Origin of the sequence: Cyanobium sp. LEGE 06143 (genome assembly GCF_015207535.1) — a bacterium.
Classification (GTDB): domain Bacteria; phylum Cyanobacteriota; class Cyanobacteriia; order PCC-6307; family Cyanobiaceae; genus NIES-981.
On the sequence record NZ_JADEWP010000030.1, the window covers coordinates 1 to 17,486 of the forward strand.

Annotated in this window: 17 protein-coding genes and 1 pseudogene; 7 read left to right on the top strand and 11 right to left on the bottom strand. The window is 69.7% G+C overall.

Translation table 11 applies throughout. The features are described from left to right. Positions 1-458: 458 nt before the first annotated feature. The 3 genes from IQ216_RS14420 to IQ216_RS03770 all read right to left on the bottom strand — a co-directional run bounded on the left by IQ216_RS14420 (position 459) and on the right by IQ216_RS03770 (position 2,962). Entirely contained in the window at positions 459-593 is a 135-nt protein-coding gene (locus IQ216_RS14420; RefSeq protein WP_255510574.1) for a hypothetical protein, read from the bottom strand. Between the two features lie 198 nt (positions 594-791). After that, positions 792-1,580: a uroporphyrinogen-III C-methyltransferase gene (gene cobA / locus IQ216_RS03765; protein ID WP_186697762.1), complete on the bottom strand. Its 789-nt coding sequence runs from the start codon at positions 1,578-1,580 to the stop codon at positions 792-794. After that, a complete protein-coding gene (locus tag IQ216_RS03770; protein WP_193814386.1) occupies positions 1,577-2,962 on the bottom strand; it encodes a hypothetical protein in 1,386 nt (461 codons plus the stop codon). Before IQ216_RS03770 ends, cobA begins: the two co-directional genes overlap by 4 nt. Positions 2,963-3,138: 176 nt before the next feature. On the opposite strand from IQ216_RS03770, the gene IQ216_RS03775 reads away from it, so the two are divergent. Beyond that, positions 3,139-3,525, top strand: a complete 387-nt coding sequence (locus tag IQ216_RS03775; RefSeq protein ID WP_193814387.1) for a hypothetical protein — start codon at positions 3,139-3,141, stop codon at positions 3,523-3,525. On the opposite strand, the gene IQ216_RS03780 is transcribed toward IQ216_RS03775, so the two are convergent. Next, positions 3,457-5,022, bottom strand: a complete 1,566-nt coding sequence (locus tag IQ216_RS03780; protein WP_193814388.1) for a ferredoxin--nitrite reductase — start codon at positions 5,020-5,022, stop codon at positions 3,457-3,459. The genes IQ216_RS03775 and IQ216_RS03780 overlap by 69 nt on opposite strands. A gap of 280 nt (positions 5,023-5,302) precedes the next feature. Then, positions 5,303-5,509, bottom strand: coding sequence for a hypothetical protein (locus IQ216_RS03785; RefSeq protein ID WP_193814389.1), 207 nt, complete (start codon positions 5,507-5,509; stop codon positions 5,303-5,305). Between the two features lie 447 nt (positions 5,510-5,956). Here IQ216_RS03785 and IQ216_RS03795 point away from each other — a divergent pair, with 447 nt between their 5' ends. Further along, positions 5,957-7,075, top strand: coding sequence for an anthranilate phosphoribosyltransferase family protein (locus tag IQ216_RS03795; protein WP_193814391.1), 1,119 nt, complete (start codon positions 5,957-5,959; stop codon positions 7,073-7,075). Then, a complete protein-coding gene (locus tag IQ216_RS03800) occupies positions 7,065-7,553 on the top strand; it encodes a nitrate reductase associated protein (protein WP_193814392.1) in 489 nt (162 codons plus the stop codon). The genes IQ216_RS03795 and IQ216_RS03800 overlap by 11 nt, the downstream gene beginning before the upstream one ends. Here the strand turns inward: IQ216_RS03800 and IQ216_RS03805 are convergent. Both IQ216_RS03805 and IQ216_RS03810 read right to left on the bottom strand, forming a co-directional pair. Next, on the bottom strand, positions 7,496-9,703 hold the full coding sequence (locus IQ216_RS03805) for a molybdopterin oxidoreductase family protein (RefSeq protein ID WP_193814393.1): 2,208 nt from the start codon (positions 9,701-9,703) through the stop codon (positions 7,496-7,498). The genes IQ216_RS03800 and IQ216_RS03805 overlap by 58 nt on opposite strands. A gap of 79 nt (positions 9,704-9,782) precedes the next feature. Further along, entirely contained in the window at positions 9,783-11,348 is a 1,566-nt protein-coding gene (locus tag IQ216_RS03810) for a NarK family nitrate/nitrite MFS transporter (RefSeq protein WP_193814394.1), read from the bottom strand. Positions 11,349-11,497: 149 nt separating this feature from the next. Here IQ216_RS03810 and IQ216_RS03815 point away from each other — a divergent pair, with 149 nt between their 5' ends. After that, a complete protein-coding gene (locus IQ216_RS03815; RefSeq protein ID WP_228007104.1) occupies positions 11,498-12,172 on the top strand; it encodes a molybdenum cofactor guanylyltransferase in 675 nt (224 codons plus the stop codon). A gap of 29 nt (positions 12,173-12,201) precedes the next feature. Further along, complete coding sequence (locus tag IQ216_RS03820) at positions 12,202-13,236, top strand: GTP 3',8-cyclase MoaA (RefSeq protein ID WP_370566594.1); 1,035 nt, start codon at positions 12,202-12,204, stop codon at positions 13,234-13,236. Here the strand turns inward: IQ216_RS03820 and moaB are convergent. Beyond that, a complete protein-coding gene (gene moaB, locus IQ216_RS03825; RefSeq protein WP_193814395.1) occupies positions 13,233-13,742 on the bottom strand; it encodes a molybdenum cofactor biosynthesis protein B in 510 nt (169 codons plus the stop codon). The two genes, IQ216_RS03820 and moaB, sit on opposite strands and share 4 nt — an antisense overlap. 82 nt (positions 13,743-13,824) lie before the next feature. On the opposite strand from moaB, the gene IQ216_RS03830 reads away from it, so the two are divergent. After that, positions 13,825-14,187 (top strand): MoaD/ThiS family protein, encoded by a 363-nt coding sequence (locus IQ216_RS03830; protein WP_193814396.1) that lies wholly within the window; start codon positions 13,825-13,827, stop codon positions 14,185-14,187. Positions 14,188-14,189: 2 nt separating this feature from the next. Further along, positions 14,190-14,642 (top strand): molybdenum cofactor biosynthesis protein MoaE, encoded by a 453-nt coding sequence (locus IQ216_RS03835; RefSeq protein WP_193814397.1) that lies wholly within the window; start codon positions 14,190-14,192, stop codon positions 14,640-14,642. A gap of 20 nt (positions 14,643-14,662) precedes the next feature. Here IQ216_RS03835 and IQ216_RS03840 read toward each other — a convergent pair whose 3' ends face one another. From IQ216_RS03840 to IQ216_RS03845, 3 genes and pseudogenes are all read right to left on the bottom strand, one after another. After that, entirely contained in the window at positions 14,663-15,907 is a 1,245-nt protein-coding gene (locus IQ216_RS03840; RefSeq protein ID WP_193814398.1) for a molybdopterin molybdotransferase MoeA, read from the bottom strand. Between the two features lie 6 nt (positions 15,908-15,913). After that, entirely contained in the window at positions 15,914-16,408 is a 495-nt protein-coding gene (gene moaC, locus IQ216_RS14115) for a cyclic pyranopterin monophosphate synthase MoaC (protein WP_225875964.1), read from the bottom strand. Between the two features lie 36 nt (positions 16,409-16,444). Beyond that, positions 16,445-17,290, bottom strand: a pseudogene (locus IQ216_RS03845) (HAD family hydrolase); the annotation flags it as partial. Positions 17,291-17,486 lie beyond the last annotated feature (196 nt).

The following is a 17,486-nucleotide window of genomic DNA, read 5'->3' on the forward strand; positions in this document are numbered from 1 at the left end:
GTGGGGAAGGGAGCCATGGGAGGGAGGGGAAGATCAAAAGCAATGCCGATGCCAACGCCGATCAAATCCGTCCACGAACTCGCCGCACCGGTCCACGGGGGATGGTGCTGCAGCAGGCCGGCCGGACTGCCACAGGAGCATGAGCCCGCGAGGCCGATGACCAAGCGGATTGAAGTTGACAAACCAACAGCGACTCGGGCAGCCGGTGTAGAGGCGCCCAAGGCAGGGAGGTTGAAAAGTTGTGGAGTCAGCGTCTGAAAATCTGAAGCCCGTGGGCTCCATAAAACGAAGCAATCAGAAGCTGTCTACACGTGCAATCCGAAAAACGGAGGCAAGAAATCGAACGAGCCGATCTCTGCACCCGTCCATTAAGCCACTGGATGATGTTCGCTCCTGTAGCTCGTGTTACCAACCGAACCTTCGGCCAGGATTCGACAACATGGCTGGAGCCGCTTTGCTCAGGTCTTGCGGCCGATCTCTCCCCACACCCGCACAGCGCCGGATCTGAGCATCTGCCACACCTGGGTCATGGCCTCAAAATCCTGCCCCAGGGCGGAGCGGCGCTGGGGAGGGCGCTCACTCGCCCCACGCACCAAGGCAGCCGGCTGCGGAACCCGGACAGCCCCCCTGGCCTGGACGCGATTGGAGCGTGGAATGGCACGGGGGACAGCACCGGGGGCCATGACATTCAGCGCACAGAATCCCACTGCACCAGAGGCGGGCGCGTCATCCTGTGTCAGCCACTACCGAAAGCCAGTCTCACGCCCCGTGGCGTGCTGCCGCTGGAGAGATCAGAACGGAATCGGCATCTCGGCGTCCGCCGGCAGCGGAGCGCAGGCCTCCACCCGCTCGGCCACCATCGCCCCCACCACCACGATGGAGGGGGAGCTGAACCCCTCAGCCGCCACCTGATCCGCCAGGCCACCCAGAGTCGCCACCAGGCTGCGCTGTCCCCGCACCGTGCCCTGCTGAATCACGGCGGCCGGAGTGGACGGATCCAGCCCGCCTGCCATCAGCTCCTGGCAGATCCTGGCCAGGTTGTGGAGGCCCATGTAGATCACCAGGCCGTCACTGCTGCGGGCCAGCCCCTGCCAGTCCACGCCCGGTCGGGCCTTGTCGATCTCCTCGTGCCCGGTCACGAAGGTGACGCTGGAGCCGGCGCTGCGGTGGGTCACGGGAATGCCGGCATAGGCCGGGGCCGCAATGCCGGAGGTCACGCCAGGCACCACCTGCACGGGAATGCCATGGCTCACCAGGTGGGCGGCCTCTTCCCCACCGCGGCCGAACAGGAAGGGATCGCCGCCCTTCAGCCGCACGATTGTCTGGTGGCGGGCGGCCAGCTCCACCAGCACGGCGTTGGTGCTGGGCTGGGGCACCGAGTGATGACCGCGCCGCTTGCCCACGAAGTGCCGCTCGCAACCCACGGGCACCAGGTCCAACAGGGCCTTCGGCACCAGAGAGTCGTACACCAGGGCACCGCAGTGGCGCAGCAACCGGTGGGCCTTGAGGGTGAGCAGCTCTGGATCCCCGGGGCCAGCTCCCACCAGATACACCGTGCCGAGCGGCGGAACAGCGCTCATGGCAGGGCCACGAGCAGATCCAGTAAGCCGTCGCGCAGGCGGGGGCGTTGCAGCAGCGGTGGTCCGCTCCAGGGCGAGAGGGCATCCGTCAACCGGTTCGCCGCCAGCACCAGCGGCAGCACCGGCGACCTGGATTGCGATCCCGCACTCTGGGCCCAACCGTTCGGCCGCGCCCCCTCTGGAGGTGGGCAGCTCAGGGCAGCCAACACCTGCACCAGCTCATCAGCAACCGTCGCAGTGTATGGAGTGGCGTAGCAGCGGGCTTGGCAGAAGCGTTCCAGGTGGGTCAGGTAGCGGCTCGCCAGGCCCTCCTGCAGGGGATGGTGGAGCAGCAGAGGGGTCGTGGCCGTGCCCTCTGCCGCCGCCCACGCCCTGGCCAGGGCCAGCAGCTCCAGGCGCAGGGCCCGTTGCCACAGGGGCCACGCGCCCAGAAAGGGCAGCCGCAGCACCGGGCCGCTGCCGCGCCAGGCGGCACTGAGGGCCGGCACATCCCCCCGCACATGGCCCCCCGGCAGGAGCAGCAGGGGCATCAGGGTGATCGCCCCCCCTGCCGCCGCCTGCCGCAGCGGTCCCACGGCCGGCCCCGCCGTGCCGGTGAGGCTCTGCAGCACCACCGGGGCTCGGCGCCGTCGCTCCACATCAGCCCGCAGCGCGTCCAGCTCCGCAGGGATCACGCCGCCGCCGCGGCCATGCACCACGAGCACGAGAGGGTTGGCCGGCAGGGCCGAGAGTCGCCGCTGCCGCCGCCGCTGCACGGCAGGATCCAGCCGCTCGGGCTCGACGCCGGCCAGGGCGAGACGGGGCTGGGGCAGCCGTGCCAGCAGATCCAGGGCGGTGGCCGCCAGGGAAGGATCGAGATCCGTGAGCAGTCGCCGCAAGAGGCGGCGCAGGGGCGGCAGCGGCCAGATCGGCAGACCCACCGCCAGCCCCTCAAGGGCAGCGCGACGGCAGGGCCCCGGCTGGGGTGAGGCCAACCAGCCCGCCAGCAGGGCGAAGTCGGCGGGGTCCCGCTGGTGGCCCACCAGGGGCAACAGCCACTGGGCCCGCTCCGCGGCCCAGGGCTCAGCCAGAGCGGCGCGCAGGTGGGCCGCCAGAGACGGGTGCCGCTGCTGGCCGATCACCTGCAGCAGGGCAGGATCGGCCCCGGCGTTGTGCAGCCACCACACCAGCAGCCGCTGGGCCGCCGCAGCGTCAAAGCGGCTGGCCAGGGCGGCGATCAGATCGGCGTCTGGCCGGAGCTCACCGGCTTCGATCGCCAGCAACCAGGGCTCCAGCGGCAGCGCGGCACTGCGGCGCAGACGCTGCAGCCAGAGCCAGCGCCCGGAATCTGTGGTGGGAGGCAGGTTCCGGGGCAGCAGAGGGGAGTCAGGGGGCCCTGCCACAACGCCCTCCAGCCGACTGGGCCTCAAGAATGGCACCGGCGACGGGACAGGTGAGGACTGTTCTGTAGCCACCGATACGTTTGATGTGGGACAAGAGCTGCCGTCAGGCACCGGCTGTATCACTGAACAAGGCAGAAAGGCAAAAGACCATGGGCCGGAGTGCAATCGGCAGGTGCGTGACCCAGGAGCGAATTGACGGCGCCCGGCTGGCCGCCGTGAAGGAACAGCAGTTGCTGGTGAACCTGGCCCAGCAGTTGGCCCAGGCCCAGTTCCGCCAGGGGGATCAACTGCGCAGCCGTCGTCTCTGGAAAGAAGCGGCACTGCTGGGGCTCGACCCTGAGCGGCTCACCCACCTGCTCTACGCGGGTGTCGAGAGCGGCGATCGACAGGCCCTGGTGCAGCTCGACCAGAGCTGGTGTGGCAGCCAGGACAGCCGATCCGGGGGCGGATCGGTGCACTCCTGGCTGCGGAACAGGGTGTTCGGGCAGCGGCCCTCAGGCAGCCGCAGCCTTGCGCCGCGCACCGAAGCGGTCCACCAGCAGCTGCTCCATCACGTCCGGTAGGTCGCTGAGAGGCACTCCTTTGTCATGCAGCTCAGCCAGCCTCGGGTCGGCGTCCATGGAGCCGCCGAGGAAGATCTTCACGGCTTCCACCATCTCGCCGTCCTTGCGGGTCTTGGCTCCCATCAGGCCGATCTGACCCATGTAGGGCTGGCCGCAGGCGTTGGGACAACCGGTCCAGTGGGTGCGCACCCCATGGGGCAGCTCCACCCGCCGCTCCAGCTCCTCCACCAGCTCCTGGGCCGTGCTCTTGGTGGGGATCAGGGCAAAACTGCAGTAGGCGTTGCCGGTGCAGCTCACAGCCTCAGCCTGCAGGTGGCCGGGATCGGGGCGGAAGCGCTGCAGCAGCGGCTCGGCCAGCAGCGCCTCCTGGCTGGCTTCCGGCACGTTGACGATCAGGGCGTTCTGGGCCTCGGTGAGCCGCAGTTCACCGCTGCCGTACTGCCGGGCCAGACCGGCCAGGGCCAGCATCCCTTCGGCATCGAGACGGCCCATCGGCACGTGCAGGCCCATCCAGCCGAGCCCCTCCTGGGCCTGGGCATTCCAGCCGAGGCCATCCCGGGGGGCCCGTGTCACCAGGTGCGTGCCGTCGTGGGGCTGGAGCGAGGCCATCGCCTCGCCGCCGGCCAACGCCCCATAGGCTGCCTTGATCGTGTCCCTGTAGGTCTCAAGCCCCAGCTCATCGATCAGATACATCAGCCGGCTCTTGTTGCGCAGCTTGCGATTGCCGTTCTGCTCGAAGTGCAACAGCACCGTGAGGGCAAAATCAGGCAGCTGATCAGCCCGCAGCCACAGGCCGAGCGGGATGGCGAGTTCGTTGCGCTGGGCTGAGAAGAAGCCGCCCACCATCACGGTGAAGCCGAGCTCGCCGGCGTGATGGGCGGGCAGGAAGGCGAGGTCGTTGTGGAGCAGGAAGCTGTCAGGGGCCCCGCCGACGGCCACGTTGAACTTGCGCGGCAGGTTGCGGGGGCCATCCGGCTGGAACAGCCGCGCCTGAATCGCCTGCACGAGGGGGCGCGTGTCGACGATCTCCTCGGGATCGATGCCGGCCAGGGGGTTGCCGGTGATGTTGCGCGGGTTGTCGTGTCCCGACTGGCGACTGGTCAGGCCCACCCGCTCCATGGCCTCCAACAGCGGCGCCATGTCCTCGAACAGCAGGCCCCGCAGCTGCAGGTTCTGGCGGGTGGTGATGTCGGCGCTGCCGTGCTCGCCGCAGCGATCCACCGCCTCGGCGAGCAGCTCCAGCTGCTCAGCGCTGACCACGCCGTTCGGGAGTCGCAGCCGCAGCATGAAACGGCCGGGGGTGACGGGCCGGAAGAAGATGCCCATCCACTTCAGCCGGATGGTGAGGGTGGCCTCGTCGAGGCTGTCCCAACCCGCGGCGGCCAGCTCGGCCAGCTGGGGTTGCAGATCGAGGCCGCAGAGATCGGCCTTGGCCTGCTCCACCTTGGTGAGGCCGGAGCTGGGGGCAGGCGCAGCGGGGGTGCTGGAAGAGCTCATGGAAGAGGTATACGGCGCGCCAGTGCACGCCCAGACAACGCGGCCGTGAACGGGACCCCATGGCACCACCAAGCGCAGCCCCAGGGATCGGGAGGGGATGCAGCCGGTGAACGCCAATGAGGGATGCGTTGTCCGGAATGGGAGGGCAGCGCCATGGCGCTGCCCTCCCATTCGAGATGAGCTGGGATCTGCAATCACAGACCTTCACTGATCCTGCAGGCGCGGGGCAGGACCGGGTGTCGTGGTCGTTACGGATCTGTTATCCCTGACCTGGCTGGCCTCAGCGCTCCCCCAGGGCACTCCAGAGGGTGGCGGGATGGGCCACCACCGAGGCGGCTCGCCCGGCGGAGGCGGCAGGCGCCGCGTCGCGTGGCAGACCGGCCAGCAGTTGAACCCCCAGGGACCCCACCACAAACATGCCGACGAAGGCGAGGGCGACGCCGAGGGGGGAGCTGGCGCTACGGGTGGTCTGCAGCGGAGTGGCCATGGCGGAGCTGCCGAAGAACAAACTCCAGTATCGAAGCTGGATGAGGGGATTCAGAAGCCGGCGCCGGTTGGGGGGGCAGGGCTCCAGGCCCCCACCAGAGCTGATCCGGGCGCCTCAACGACGCTGTTGGGCCGCAGCTCAAGGCTCACCAGACCATGCAGGCATCMGAGCAGAAGCCCGCAGCAGGCAGCAAATCGCATCGGCGCACCCAGGTCTCAGGGTCGACTGTCTCCAGCCAGGGGGCCATCGGGATGCAGCGGTTGGTACCGAACCGAAGCCGCCTGGCCCCGGTGCCAATCTTCAGGATGTCTTCCGTGTCGGTTGATACTTCTTTCCCGTTCTGGCCTTTGTTCGGTGGGGCACACGCTGGACGATCACTGGTGACAGCATGGAGTTCTCGACCATGCAGCCCGTGCGGCCCACGCTGTCCCCTCCCCTCAGCCCTTGATGGCGCTCCCTTCCGGCATCCTGCCCAACGCCTCGCCTGAGACCGGACTGAACGGCCATGCCCCTGCTGTGGAGCTTCTGTCTGGCCGTGAGCGTTTCAAGCACTATCTGCAGAAGGTGGGCAGTGGCGAGCACACCAGCCGGGGGCTGAGCCGGGAGGAGGCCGGCCACGCGCTGGAACTGATGCTGCTGGAAGAGGCCACGCCGGCCCAGATCGGCGCCTTTCTGATCGCCCATCGGATCCGTCGGCCCGAGCCCCAGGAACTGGCAGGAATGCTGGATGTCTACCGGCGCCTGGGGCCGAGCCTGCACAGTGCCGAGCCTGCCCTGTGCTTCAGCATGCCTTTTGACGGCCGCACCCGCACGGCCCCCATTTACCCGCTCACCGCCCTGGCCCTGAGTGCGGCTGGGCTGCCCGTGGTACTGCAAGGGGGGGGCCGCATGCCAGTGAAATATGGCGTGCCGGCCATCGAGCTGTTCGCCGCCCTGGGGCTGGAGCTGCAGGGGCTGGACCTGACCACGGTGCAGGCAGCGCTGACGCAGCACCGCCTGGCCCTGGTGCACCAACCGGACCACTTCCCGCTGGCGGAGAGCCTCACGCCGATCCGCGACGACCTGGGCAAGCGTCCCCCCGTGGCCAGCCTCGAATTGCTCTGGACAGCCCATCAGGGCCCCCACCTGCTGGTGAGCGGCTTCGTGCATCCCCCCACCGAAAGCCGGGCCTGGAAGGCCCTGGAACTGGCCGGCGAGGCGATGGCCATCACGGTGAAAGGCCTCGAGGGCAGCACCGACCTGCCGATCAGCCGCGCCTGCATCACGGCCCGGGCCCAGGGTGGTGATGGGGAGCGCCTGATCCTTCACCCGCGCGACCACGGCTGTTACGACAACGATGCCCTCTGGCAGGATCTCGAGAGCTGGCGCGAGCAGGCCCTGGCCGCCCTCGGTGGCCAGGGGCCCCTGGCCACGGCCGTGATCTGGAATGCCGGGGCCTATCTCTGGTATGGCGGTGTCTGCCAGGATCTGGCTGCAGGCGTGGCCCGCGCCACAGACCTGGTCCAGAGCGGAGCGCTGCTGGATCAGCTGCGTGCCCTGATCCAGTGGAGACACGATGCTTCCTGAAGGCTCCCATCCTTGCTCCCACTGCTTCGGCTTCGAGCGCGACTTCGTCGGGAACTGGCGCTGCATTCCCCTCTGCCTGCGCCGCAAGCTTGATCTCTGCGGTGTGAAACTGCGGCTCAACCACTGGCTGGCCCTCACGGAAAGCCAGCGGGATCAGCTCGTGCTCTGGCCTGACGGCCCCGACGACCTGGCGGCCATGGCGGCCGAGCTGCGCCAGAGCACGGCGGCCATGGCGGACGGCGGGGTCACCTCCCTGCCCATCCCCAGCGAAGCCCCCTGGCAACACCCTGGAGCGCCCCCCGCTGAGGTGAGCAGCTCAGCCGCAGAGCTGGGCTATGGGCTGGGGCCTGACCAGTKGAATGGTCTCTCGGAGCTGGAGCGGTTTGCTCTCTGCAAGCTGGCCCGCCCCGGCCACGACCATCACAACCTGCCAGCGGCGCTGGTGGAGCTGTTTGCCCCGACCGGGGCCGCCTCCTGAACCCTGGCGACGGCCACGGCGGCGGCCTTGAGTTCGGGCTGCCTGGAGATCGGGCAGGCCTGCTCGTGCAGCAGGGCGTTGGCCTCACAGGCCTGCTCCTGCATGAAGCCCCAGTGCATCGGCAGAAACACGGTGCMCGGTCGGATGCGCTCGGTCACCGTCGCCCGGGCCGTGATCGTGCCACGCAGGGAGCAGATCTCGGCCATGGCGCCATCCTCCAGGCCGAGGGGGCCGGCATCCTCGGGGTGAATCTCGAGTAGGGGCTCAGGATGCAGGGCGTTGAGGCGAGGCACCTTGGCGGTGCGCGTCATGGTGTGCCACTGGCCCAGGTAACGGCCCACCGTGAGCACCAGGGGATACCCGTCGCTGGGAGGCTCCGCCAGGCCCATGGGCTGCTCGGCGATGAAGCGGGCCCGACCACTGGCGGTGGGGAAGTGGTGGTCGGTGTACAGGCGCCGGGGCTCTTGGCTGGGAGCTGAGCCGCAGGGGAAGGGCCACTGCTGGGGGCCCTCGCTGGCCAGCAGGGCGTGGCTGAGGCCGGAGTGATCGCAGAGCCGACCGGCGGTGAGGGCCGCCAGCTCAGCGTAGACCTCCGCCGCGGAGCCGTAGCTGAAGGCCTCAACGAAGCCCAGCCTGCGGCCCACCTCCGCGAACACCTGCCAATCGGGGCGGGCCTCGCCGGGGGGCGGCCGAAAGGCCGGACACAGGGTGACCCGCCGCTCTGAATTCACCATCACCCCGGGCTTTTCACTCCACTGGGCCGCAGGCAGCAGCAGGTGGGCGTACTGGGCGGTCTCGGTGTCGGCATAGGCATCGCTGAGCACCACCAACGGGCAGCGGCTCACGGCGGCCTTGACCCGCTCCAGGTTCGGCATGCTCACCAGGGGATTGGTGGCCGCCACCCACCAGAGATCAAGGGCACCAGACTCCATTGCCTCCACCTGCCGCCAGGCATCGAGGCCAGGCGCGGGATCGATCGCGCCGGCCCCGAACCGCCAGGCCGCCTCCACCACGGCCCGGTGGGAGGGATCCACCACCGTGCGATAGCCCGGCAGCMGGTGGGCCAGCCCACCGGCTTCGCGGCCGCCCATGGCATTGGGCTGGCCGGTGAGGGAGAAGGGCCCCGCTCCCACCTTGCCGATCTGGCCGGTGAGCAGGTGCAGGTTGATCAGGCCCGCCACCTTGGCGGTGCCCTCCACACTCTGGTTGAGGCCCATCGACCAGAGGCTGAGCACGCTGGGGGCCTGGCCCCAGAGCTGGGCCAGCTGCCGCAGGGCCGCCTCAGGGATGCCGCACAGCCGGCTGACCCGCTCGGGGGTCCAGGCCTGCAGGAGTTCGGCATAGGCGGCGAAACCTTCGGTGGCCTCCTCGATGAACTCCACGTCGATCGTGAGCGCCTGCACCATCAGATGGGCCAGGCCGTGCATCAGCACCAGGTCGGTGCCGGGGCGAATCGCCAGGTGCAGGTCGGCCGCGTCGCTGGTGGCCGTCTGCCTGGGATCCACCACCACGATGGTGACGCTGCCGGGCTGGCGCCGTTTGCGCTTCAGCAGCCGCTGAAACAGCACCGGATGGCACTCCGCCGTGTTGGTGCCGATCAGGAAGGCCACGGCGCAGTGGTCGAGATCCTCGTAGCAGCAGGGGGGGCCATCGGAGCCGAGGCTGCGGGCATAGCCCGCCACGGCCGAACTCATGCACAGGCGCGAGTTGGCATCGAAGTTGTTGGTGCCGATCGCCCCCTTGAGCAACTTCTGGGCGACGTAGTAGTCCTCGATGTGAAACTGGCCGGAGCCATACATGGCGATCGCACCGGGGCCCTTGCTGGCCAGGGAGCTGCGGATCCTGGCCACGATGTGATCGATGGCCTGATCCCAGCTAATCGGCTGGAAGGGCTCGTCCAGGCTGGCGCGAGCCAGCGGCTGGCTGAGCCGTCCGTGGCGCAGGGTGTCGCACACCGTGGCCCCCTTGATGCACACCTGCCCAAGGCTGGAGGGATGGCGCCGATCCCCCCGGGTGCCCCAGAGGGGAAGGCCGTCGGCGTCGCGCCGGGTGGGCTGATTTTTGGCAGCAGGGGGAAGCAACTCCAGGCCGCAGCCCMCGCCGCAGTAGGGGCACTGGGAGCGCACCGAGCCTGGTGGGGAAGCAGCCATGGAGCTCAGAGAACAGGCGGACAAAAAAGGGGCCGACCCAGGGCCTGCCCCTCAGCAGCGATGCGGTTGAAGACCCGGATCAGACCACCGGCGGGGAAGCCACAGCCGTTTCTCCTTCGTGGAGCTCATCGAAGGATCCCTTGGGCTCCTTCAGCACGAAGTAGCAGAGGAAACCAACGATCAGACCAGCCACACCCAGAACCTGGAAGAAGGCACTGTTGGAGGCAGCCACCACGGCGGGGGTGGGTTCGGCATCGGCGGCACCGGACAACCACAGCGGCAGCAGGCTGTAGATGGTGAGGTAGGCCACGGCACCCACGTTGCCGTAGGCGCCCACCATGCCGGCAATCTGGCCTGTGACCCGACGCTTCACCAACGGCACCATGGCGAAGGTGGATCCTTCCCCTGCCTGCACAAAGAAGGAACACAGCATGGTGATCAGCAGGGCCAGCAGGATGCCGGCGGAACCAACGAACGTTCCGGGCTTGATCATGCTCATCAGCAGATAGCCGAAACCAAGACCAACCGTGAGGAAGCCCATCGTCGACTTGCGCGACCCGAGCTTGTCCGAGAGCAGGCCGCCGCCGGGACGTGCCACCAGGTTCACAAACGCGAAGGCCGAGGCCAGGATTCCCGCTGTGGCCTTGGGCAGGTCAAAGGTGGTTTCGAAGAAGGTGGGGAGCATGGAGACCACGGCCAGCTCCGAGCCGAAGTTCACGATGTAGGTGAGCTCGAGAATGGCCACCTGCTTGAACTCATAGCGATCCTCCTTGGGATACACCTTGGTCCCGGCGATCAACTCCTTGTTGGTGCGGATGATGCCCCAGGTCTGGAACCCGAAGAACAGCAGCACCAGCACGATGGCGATGGCAAAGCCGGTGTCATCGAGAAACTTCACCTTCTGAAGGCGCCAGGCCAGCACGGCCAGGATCACGCCGAAGGGCACGTTCATGCCGATCAGGCCCCAGAAGTCCCGCATGGAGGTCACCTCCAGGCCAGCGGTCCTGGCGGGGCGCTGGTAGGTGCGGCCAGGCGGGGTGTCTTCAACGTTGAGGTAGTAGAAGACGCCGTAGATGGCAGCGATGATGCCGGAGAGGGCAATGGCGCCGCGCCAGTTGAGCACCACGCCATCGACCGCGAAACCACCTCCGAAGGAAAGCCAGCCGGCCAGGGTGACCATGGTGAGGGCCGAGAAAGCGGAACCGAAGTTGCCCCAGCCGCCGTAGATGCCTTCAGCCAGGCCGATCTCCTTGGGCGGGAACCATTCAGCCACCATGCGAATACCGATCACAAAGCCGGCGCCCACGATCGAAAGCAGCAGGCGGGCCACCACCAGCTGGTTGAAATCCTGAGCGAAGGCGAACAACAGGCAGGGGAAAGCCGAAAAAACCAGCAGCGCCGAGTAGGTGAGGCGGGGCCCGTACTTGTCGAGCAGCATTCCAATCAGGATGCGGGCCGGCACGGTGAGGGCCACGTTGCAGATTGCAACGGTGCGAATCTGGGGCACCGTGAGGCCCAGATCAGCCTTGACGGTGGTCGCCAGCGGCGCCAGGTTGAACCAGACAACAAACGTAAGAAAAAACGCAAACCAGGTGAGATGCAGCGTCTTGTATCTCCCCTGGAGAGACCAGAGTTCACCGAGCATGTCGAGGTGGAATTATGATCGAAGCTTCCGAACGCTGAGCCAGACCTGATGGGCGGCGCTTCATGCAAGCCGCGCGGCAACTACACCAGAGCGCCTGATTCTTTTCTGTGGTTGACGCTACCGAGATCAGCCGATGCTGTTCCACGCCATTGGAACTGATCCCGCCCCAGGCCCCCCTGCGCTGCTGCCTGCTGAGTGGCGGCAGCAGCCGGCGCATGGGCCGGGACAAGGCCCTGCTGGACCATCCCGCCGGGGGGAGTTGGCTCAGCCACACCCTGGGGCTGCTGGCTGAGCTGGAGGCCCCGATCAGCCTCTGCAGCAATCACCCGAGCCATCGCCAGCTGGCAGAGCAGCTGCGCGGGTCCAGCCGGCTGGGCCAGGGCCTGCCCCTGGCGGCCTCCCTGCAGCTGATCGAGGAACCCATCCCCCCCCAGGGCCCCTTGCAGGCCCTGGGCCATCTGATGCACTGTCACCCCGGCGAGCGCCTTTTGCTCTGCCCGGTGGACATGCCCTGGCTGGATCGGCCCAGCCTCGACCAGCTGCAGCGCAGCGCCGAGGAACGGCCCCGGCAACTATGTGTGGCCTGCGATGGAGCGCGCCTGCACCCCCTGCTGGGGATCTACCCCGCCAGTGAGGCCCTGCGCCGCGATCTGCACAGCTGGCTGGCCCAGGGGCACCGCAGCATGCACAGCTGGCTGGCCCGCCACACCATCCACCCCGTGCTGCTGCCCGCCAGCGCCCTGCACAACTGCAACCGCCCCGAAGACTGGCCGGGGCCCCGGCCCGCCGGGCTCGTCAGTCCGGCGCCCCGGGCGACAGGCTGACGGCATCGTTCTCTGTGCGCTAAGCCGCCGTGGTTGCTGCCGTTCTCGACCAGCTGGGCCGGCGCCCCGGCGTGCTGCGCCTCTCCCTGACGGCCCGGTGCAATCTGGCCTGCCCCTACTGCTGCCCCGATGACCACGACCCACCGGAGCTGCTGAGCCCTGGCGAGCGGCGCACGCTGATCGCCGTGGCCGCCGGCCTGGGCTTCTCGAGCCTGCGGCTCACCGGCGGCGAACCGCTGCTGCACCAGGGGCTGGAGGCCCTGATCGAGGCGGTGCAGGACCTGCGTCAACCTGCCGGCCTGCGCGAGGTCGCCCTCACCACCAACGGGGTGCTGCTCACGGCCGCGCGGGCCAGGGCCCTGCGGCAGGCGGGCCTCGATCGGATCACGATCAGCCTCGATGGCGCCGATGGCGCCAGCGTGGCGCTCATGAGCGGCCGGACCCACCAGGGCGAGCTGTTGCTGACCCGGGTGCTGGAAGGCGTCCGCCATGCCCGCGAGGCGGGCTTCGATCCCGGGCGCGGGCAACTCAAACTCAACGCGGTGATCGACCGGCGCCGCAACGCTGACCAGCTGTTGCCCCTGGCGCGCCTGGCCAGAGAGCTGGGGGTGGAGCTGCGCCTGATCGAGTTCATGGATGTGGGCAACCGCAACGGCTGGAGCCCAGACCAGGTGCTCACCGCCGCCGAGATGGTTGAGCGGATCGGGAGCCGCTGGCCCCTGCAGCCCCAGGGCCGGGCCCACCACGGCACCGCCAGCCGCTGGCGCTACCTGGATCGCGACGACGACCTGCACCTGGCCGTGGTGGCATCGATCTCGGCACCGTTCTGCGGCGACTGCAACCGGCTGCGGGTGACGGCCGATGGCCAGGCCTACACCTGTCTGTTCGGCACCGCCGGCACCGACCTCAAGCCCTGGCTGCGGCCGCGGCCCGATGCGGCCGGTCTGCGCGCCCGGCTGCAGGCGCTGTGGGGCCAGCGCCACGATCGCTACAGCGAAGAGCGGGCCCACCTGGAGCCGGGAGCCACCCTTCCCCACGCCGAGATGGCCTACCTGGGCGGCTAGTCGCCGCTGGGTTCCCCCAGGCGGGGCAGCAGCTGCACGAGGTTGCAGGGACGGGTCTCGGCGCTGAGCTGGGCCTGGATCAGCCGGTCCCAGGCGGTCTGCACCGCATCGAGCGAGCCTGGCAACACGAACACCACGGTGCCGTTGGCCACCCCCGCCAGGCAGCGGCTCTGCAGGGAGCTGGTGCCGATGGTCTCAAAGGACAGCACCCGGAACAGTTCACCGAAGCCGTCGATCGTCTTGTCCAGCAGCGGCGCCACGGCCTCGGGCGTGCCGTCGCGGCCGGTGAGCCCGGTGCCGCCTGAGCTGATCACCACCTGCACGGCGGGGTCGGCGATCCAGCGGCTCAGAACCGCGCGGATGCGGTAGCGGTTGTCGGGCACCAGCTGCCGATCCGCCAGCCGGTGGCCCGCCGCCTGGAGGCGCTCCAGCAGGGCAGCACCGGAGTGGTCGTCCGCCAGGGTGCGCGTGTCCGACACGGTGAGCAAGGCAATGGCAAGACCCACCCGAATCGGCTCCAAAGCGCCATTGTGGGTCCATTGAACCCGGCTTCAGGCCCCTGCGCTGCAGGGCCCTCAGCCGCCAGCCATGCCGAAGCCAGCCCTGGGTCAGAGCAACGCGGAGCAACCGCTGCGTGGCGGTGGTGGCGTCACTGGCGCCGGCAGCAGCGGCGAGCTGCGGGTGCTGCTGTTCGCCTCACTGCGGGAGCGGGCCGGCTGGAGCGAACGGCAACTGGCCCTGCCGGCACGGGAGCCGGTCACGGCCCTGGAGATCTGGGAGCAGCTGGGACTCGCTGAGCCGGAACAACCAGCCTCCAGCACCTCCACCCCTGTCCGCCGGGGCTGGCCGGCCGGCCTGCGCGTGGCCATCAACCAGCGCTTCGCCGCGGCGGAGCAGCCCCTGCAGGCGGGCGACGAGCTGGCCTTCCTGCCGCCGATCAGCGGAGGTTGAGCGTGGAGCTGACCCTCGCGCTCCAGCCCCAGCCATTCGATCCGCTGCATCACCTGGAGGGCTGGCAGCGGGCGCAGGCCGATGGGCCACGCGGAGCCAGCGCCGCTGAAGCCTGGTTCATCGGCCGGGTGCGGGGCCACGACGGCCGGGGGGAGCCCCTGGAGGCCCTGGAGCTGGAGCACTATCCCGGCATGACGGAGCACTGCCTGCGCAGCCAGGCCGAGCAGCTGGGCCGGCACCATGGCGCCAGCGCCCTGCTGGTACAGCACCGGGTGGGGCGGGTGCGGCCGGGCCAGGCGATCGTGCTGGTGGCCGTGGCCGCTGACCGGCGCGGGCCCGCCCAGCGCTGCTGCCAGGCCCTGCTGGAGGCCCTCAAGCACGACGCGCCGTTCTGGAAACGGGAGTGGCTGCGCAGTGGCGAGAGCCGCTGGGTGGAGGGCAACACCGCCTTCTGAGGCCCCAAGGGGCCGCCGCCCTAGAAGATCGGCAGCCGCAGCAGCTGGGCCCAGACGCTGGCCCCCGCCTCGAGACCAGCGCAGTCGGCGGGGAGTTCCAGCAACAGGTCTGCCCCCTGCAACGAGCCGATCCGGGAGGAGGCCTGGCTGCCTTCCAACCGGGCCAGGAGCTGGCCCGCAGGCCCCACCTCCAGGCGGGCCCGGGCCAGCTCAGGCCGGCCCGGGGAACGCCGCAGGGGCGTGGCCAGCTGCACCAGCAGGCGCGGCAGCAGCGCCACCTCGGCGCCCTCCAGCCGCTGCAGGGCCGGCCAGAGCAGCTGCAGCGCCGTGATCGCCGCCGCCACCGGATTGCCCGGCAGCCCGAAGAACGGCCGGCCCAGCACCGCCCCGAAGGCAAAGGGGCGGCCCGGCCTGAGGAACAGCTTCCAGAACGCCACGGCGCCCAGCTCCTCCACCAGGGGACGGATCCAGTCGCTGTCGCCCGCCGACACCCCACCGGTGCTCACCACCACATCGCAGCTGGCCGCGAGCTNCNNAAGGGACCGCCGCAGGCTCTGCGGGTCATCGGCCACCACCAGGCGGGCCTGCACGCCGTAGCCCAGCCGCGCCAGCAGAGCCTCCAGCAGGGTGCCGTTGCTCTCCCAGATCGCCCCCGCTGGCCGCGGCTGCCCCACCGGCGTGAGCTCATCGCCGCTGATCAGCAGGCCCAGCCGCGGCTGCGGCCGCAGCGGCAGGGAGGCCACGCCGCAGCTGGCCAGCCGGGCCAGGTCGGCGGGCCCAAGGCGCTGGCCGGCCTCGATCAGCACCTGGCCGGGGGCAGCCTCCTCGTCGGCCGCCCGGATCCAGGGGTTGGCTCCAGCCTCGCGCTGCAACACCAGCTCGGTGCCGGCTGGATCGACCCCCACCAGCTCCTGTGGCAGCACCCGCTGCGAGCCCTCAGGCACCGGCGCCCCGGTGAGAATGCGCAGGGCCTCGCCGGCCTGGAGCGGGCGCTCGAACGGGGCGCCGGGGGCGGAGCGTCCCACCAGCCGCCAGCGGCTGCCGAGGGGGGGCGGCGGCACCGAGCCGGCCAGGGCGTAGCCATCCATGATCGAGGCACGGAACCCCGGCACCGCCTGGGCCGCCACCACCGCCGAGGCCGTGACCCGGCCCAGCGCCGCGGCCAGGGGCAGCTCTTCCGAGCCGGGGAGGGGCTGGAGAGCCTCCAGCACCTGGCGGCGGGCGACGTCCAGAGGCAGGCCCTCAGCGGGGAACGGTTCGGTCATGGCAGCTCAGACCTCCGCCTCGGGGCGGACCCAGGCCCCATTCCGCCCACCGTCCTTGCGCACCAGCCGCACCGGCCCGATGGTCATGGCGGGATCCCGGGACTTCACCATGTCGTACAGGGTGAGCAGACCCACCTGCACGGCCGTGAGCGCTTCCATCTCCACCCCGGTGGGGCCGGTGGTGCGGGCTGCCACCTCCACCCTGAGACCGGAGCGCTGCTGCGCCGGCTCGATCGTCACGTCCAGACCGGTCAGGGCCAGGGGGTGGCAGAGGGGAATCAGCTCCGAGGTGCGCTTGGCCGCCTGGATCGCCGCCACCCGGGCCACGGCCAGCACATCGCCCTTGGCGGTGCGGCCCTCCAGCACCGCCGCCAGCAGCGCCGGATCCATGCTGATGAAGCCCTCCGCCACGGCGCTGCGCAGGCTGGGGGGCCGCTCCCCCACCTCCACCATGCGGGCCTCGCCGCGGCTGTTCAGGTGGGTGAGCGCCGGTGCCTCCAACCAGGCCGCGGCGCCGGGGCAGTGGTGCACCACCCCCTCCACCACCCCGGCGGCGTAGTTGCCGTTCATGCCCATGAACTCCCCCTGGGCCAGATAGAGCTGCTGCAGGGCGGCAGCGGGCAGGCCCAGGGCCTGCTTCAACGCGGGATCGGCGTTGGCCACCAGGATCGAGCGCAGCTCGCTCTGGAGCACTGGCAGGTCGTTGCCGCTGTCACCGGCGAACAGGGTGTCGTCGCGGCCAAAGCCCAGCTGGGCCATCAGGAAGCGCACGGCGTGCAGCTTCGTGGCTGAAGCGGGCAGCACATCCAGCAGGCCCACGCCGGCGGGCTCATCCAGACTGTGGATCACGCTGGCCGCCACCCCCTCCTCCGCCAGCCGTGCCTCGATGCGGGCCCGCAGCGGTGCCACCTCCAGGGCCGGGTCCACATAGAAGCTCAGCTTGTGGAGGCTCTGGCGGCTGGGCTCCTGCAACCGCAGCTCCGGCAGGTGCTCCAGCAGCGGCCACAGCGCCTCGCCGCTGCGGCCGCCCCAGTCCGCGGCGATCGCCCCATCCCAGCCCCGCTGCCGGATCCAGCCGGACGGCGCCACCTCCAGGATGGTGGTGCCCACATCGGCGACCACCCAGGCCGGCAGGGGCAGGGAGTAGCGCTCGATCGCCTCGGCCACCAGGGCCGGATCCCGGCCGGACACGTAGGCCAGGGTGACCTGGGGCCGCTGCACCAGGCGGGCGAACAGGCTCCGGGCTGCGCTGGATTCGCTCTGGTGGCCGTTCGGCACCAGGGTGCGGTCGAGATCACTGCAGAGCAGCAGCCGTGAGGGGGGCAGCGGCCGTTGGCCAGCCTGAGCTGGCGGTTGCAAAGCCGAGCGGGGATCGGAGGCCATCAGCCGAGGGGGCCCTCCCCACACGTCTACGCCCGACAAGTCTGGCGCGGGGGGGCGCTGGTCCAGGGGCTAGGGAGCCTCTGGGCAACGAGCCCTGAAAGTGGGTCCAAGGTTGGAATTTGCTCGGAATGAACAACGTTTGGCGAATCTGAGGTTGGCTTGGCTGATTTCACCCTTTCGGGTGCCAAAATCTGCC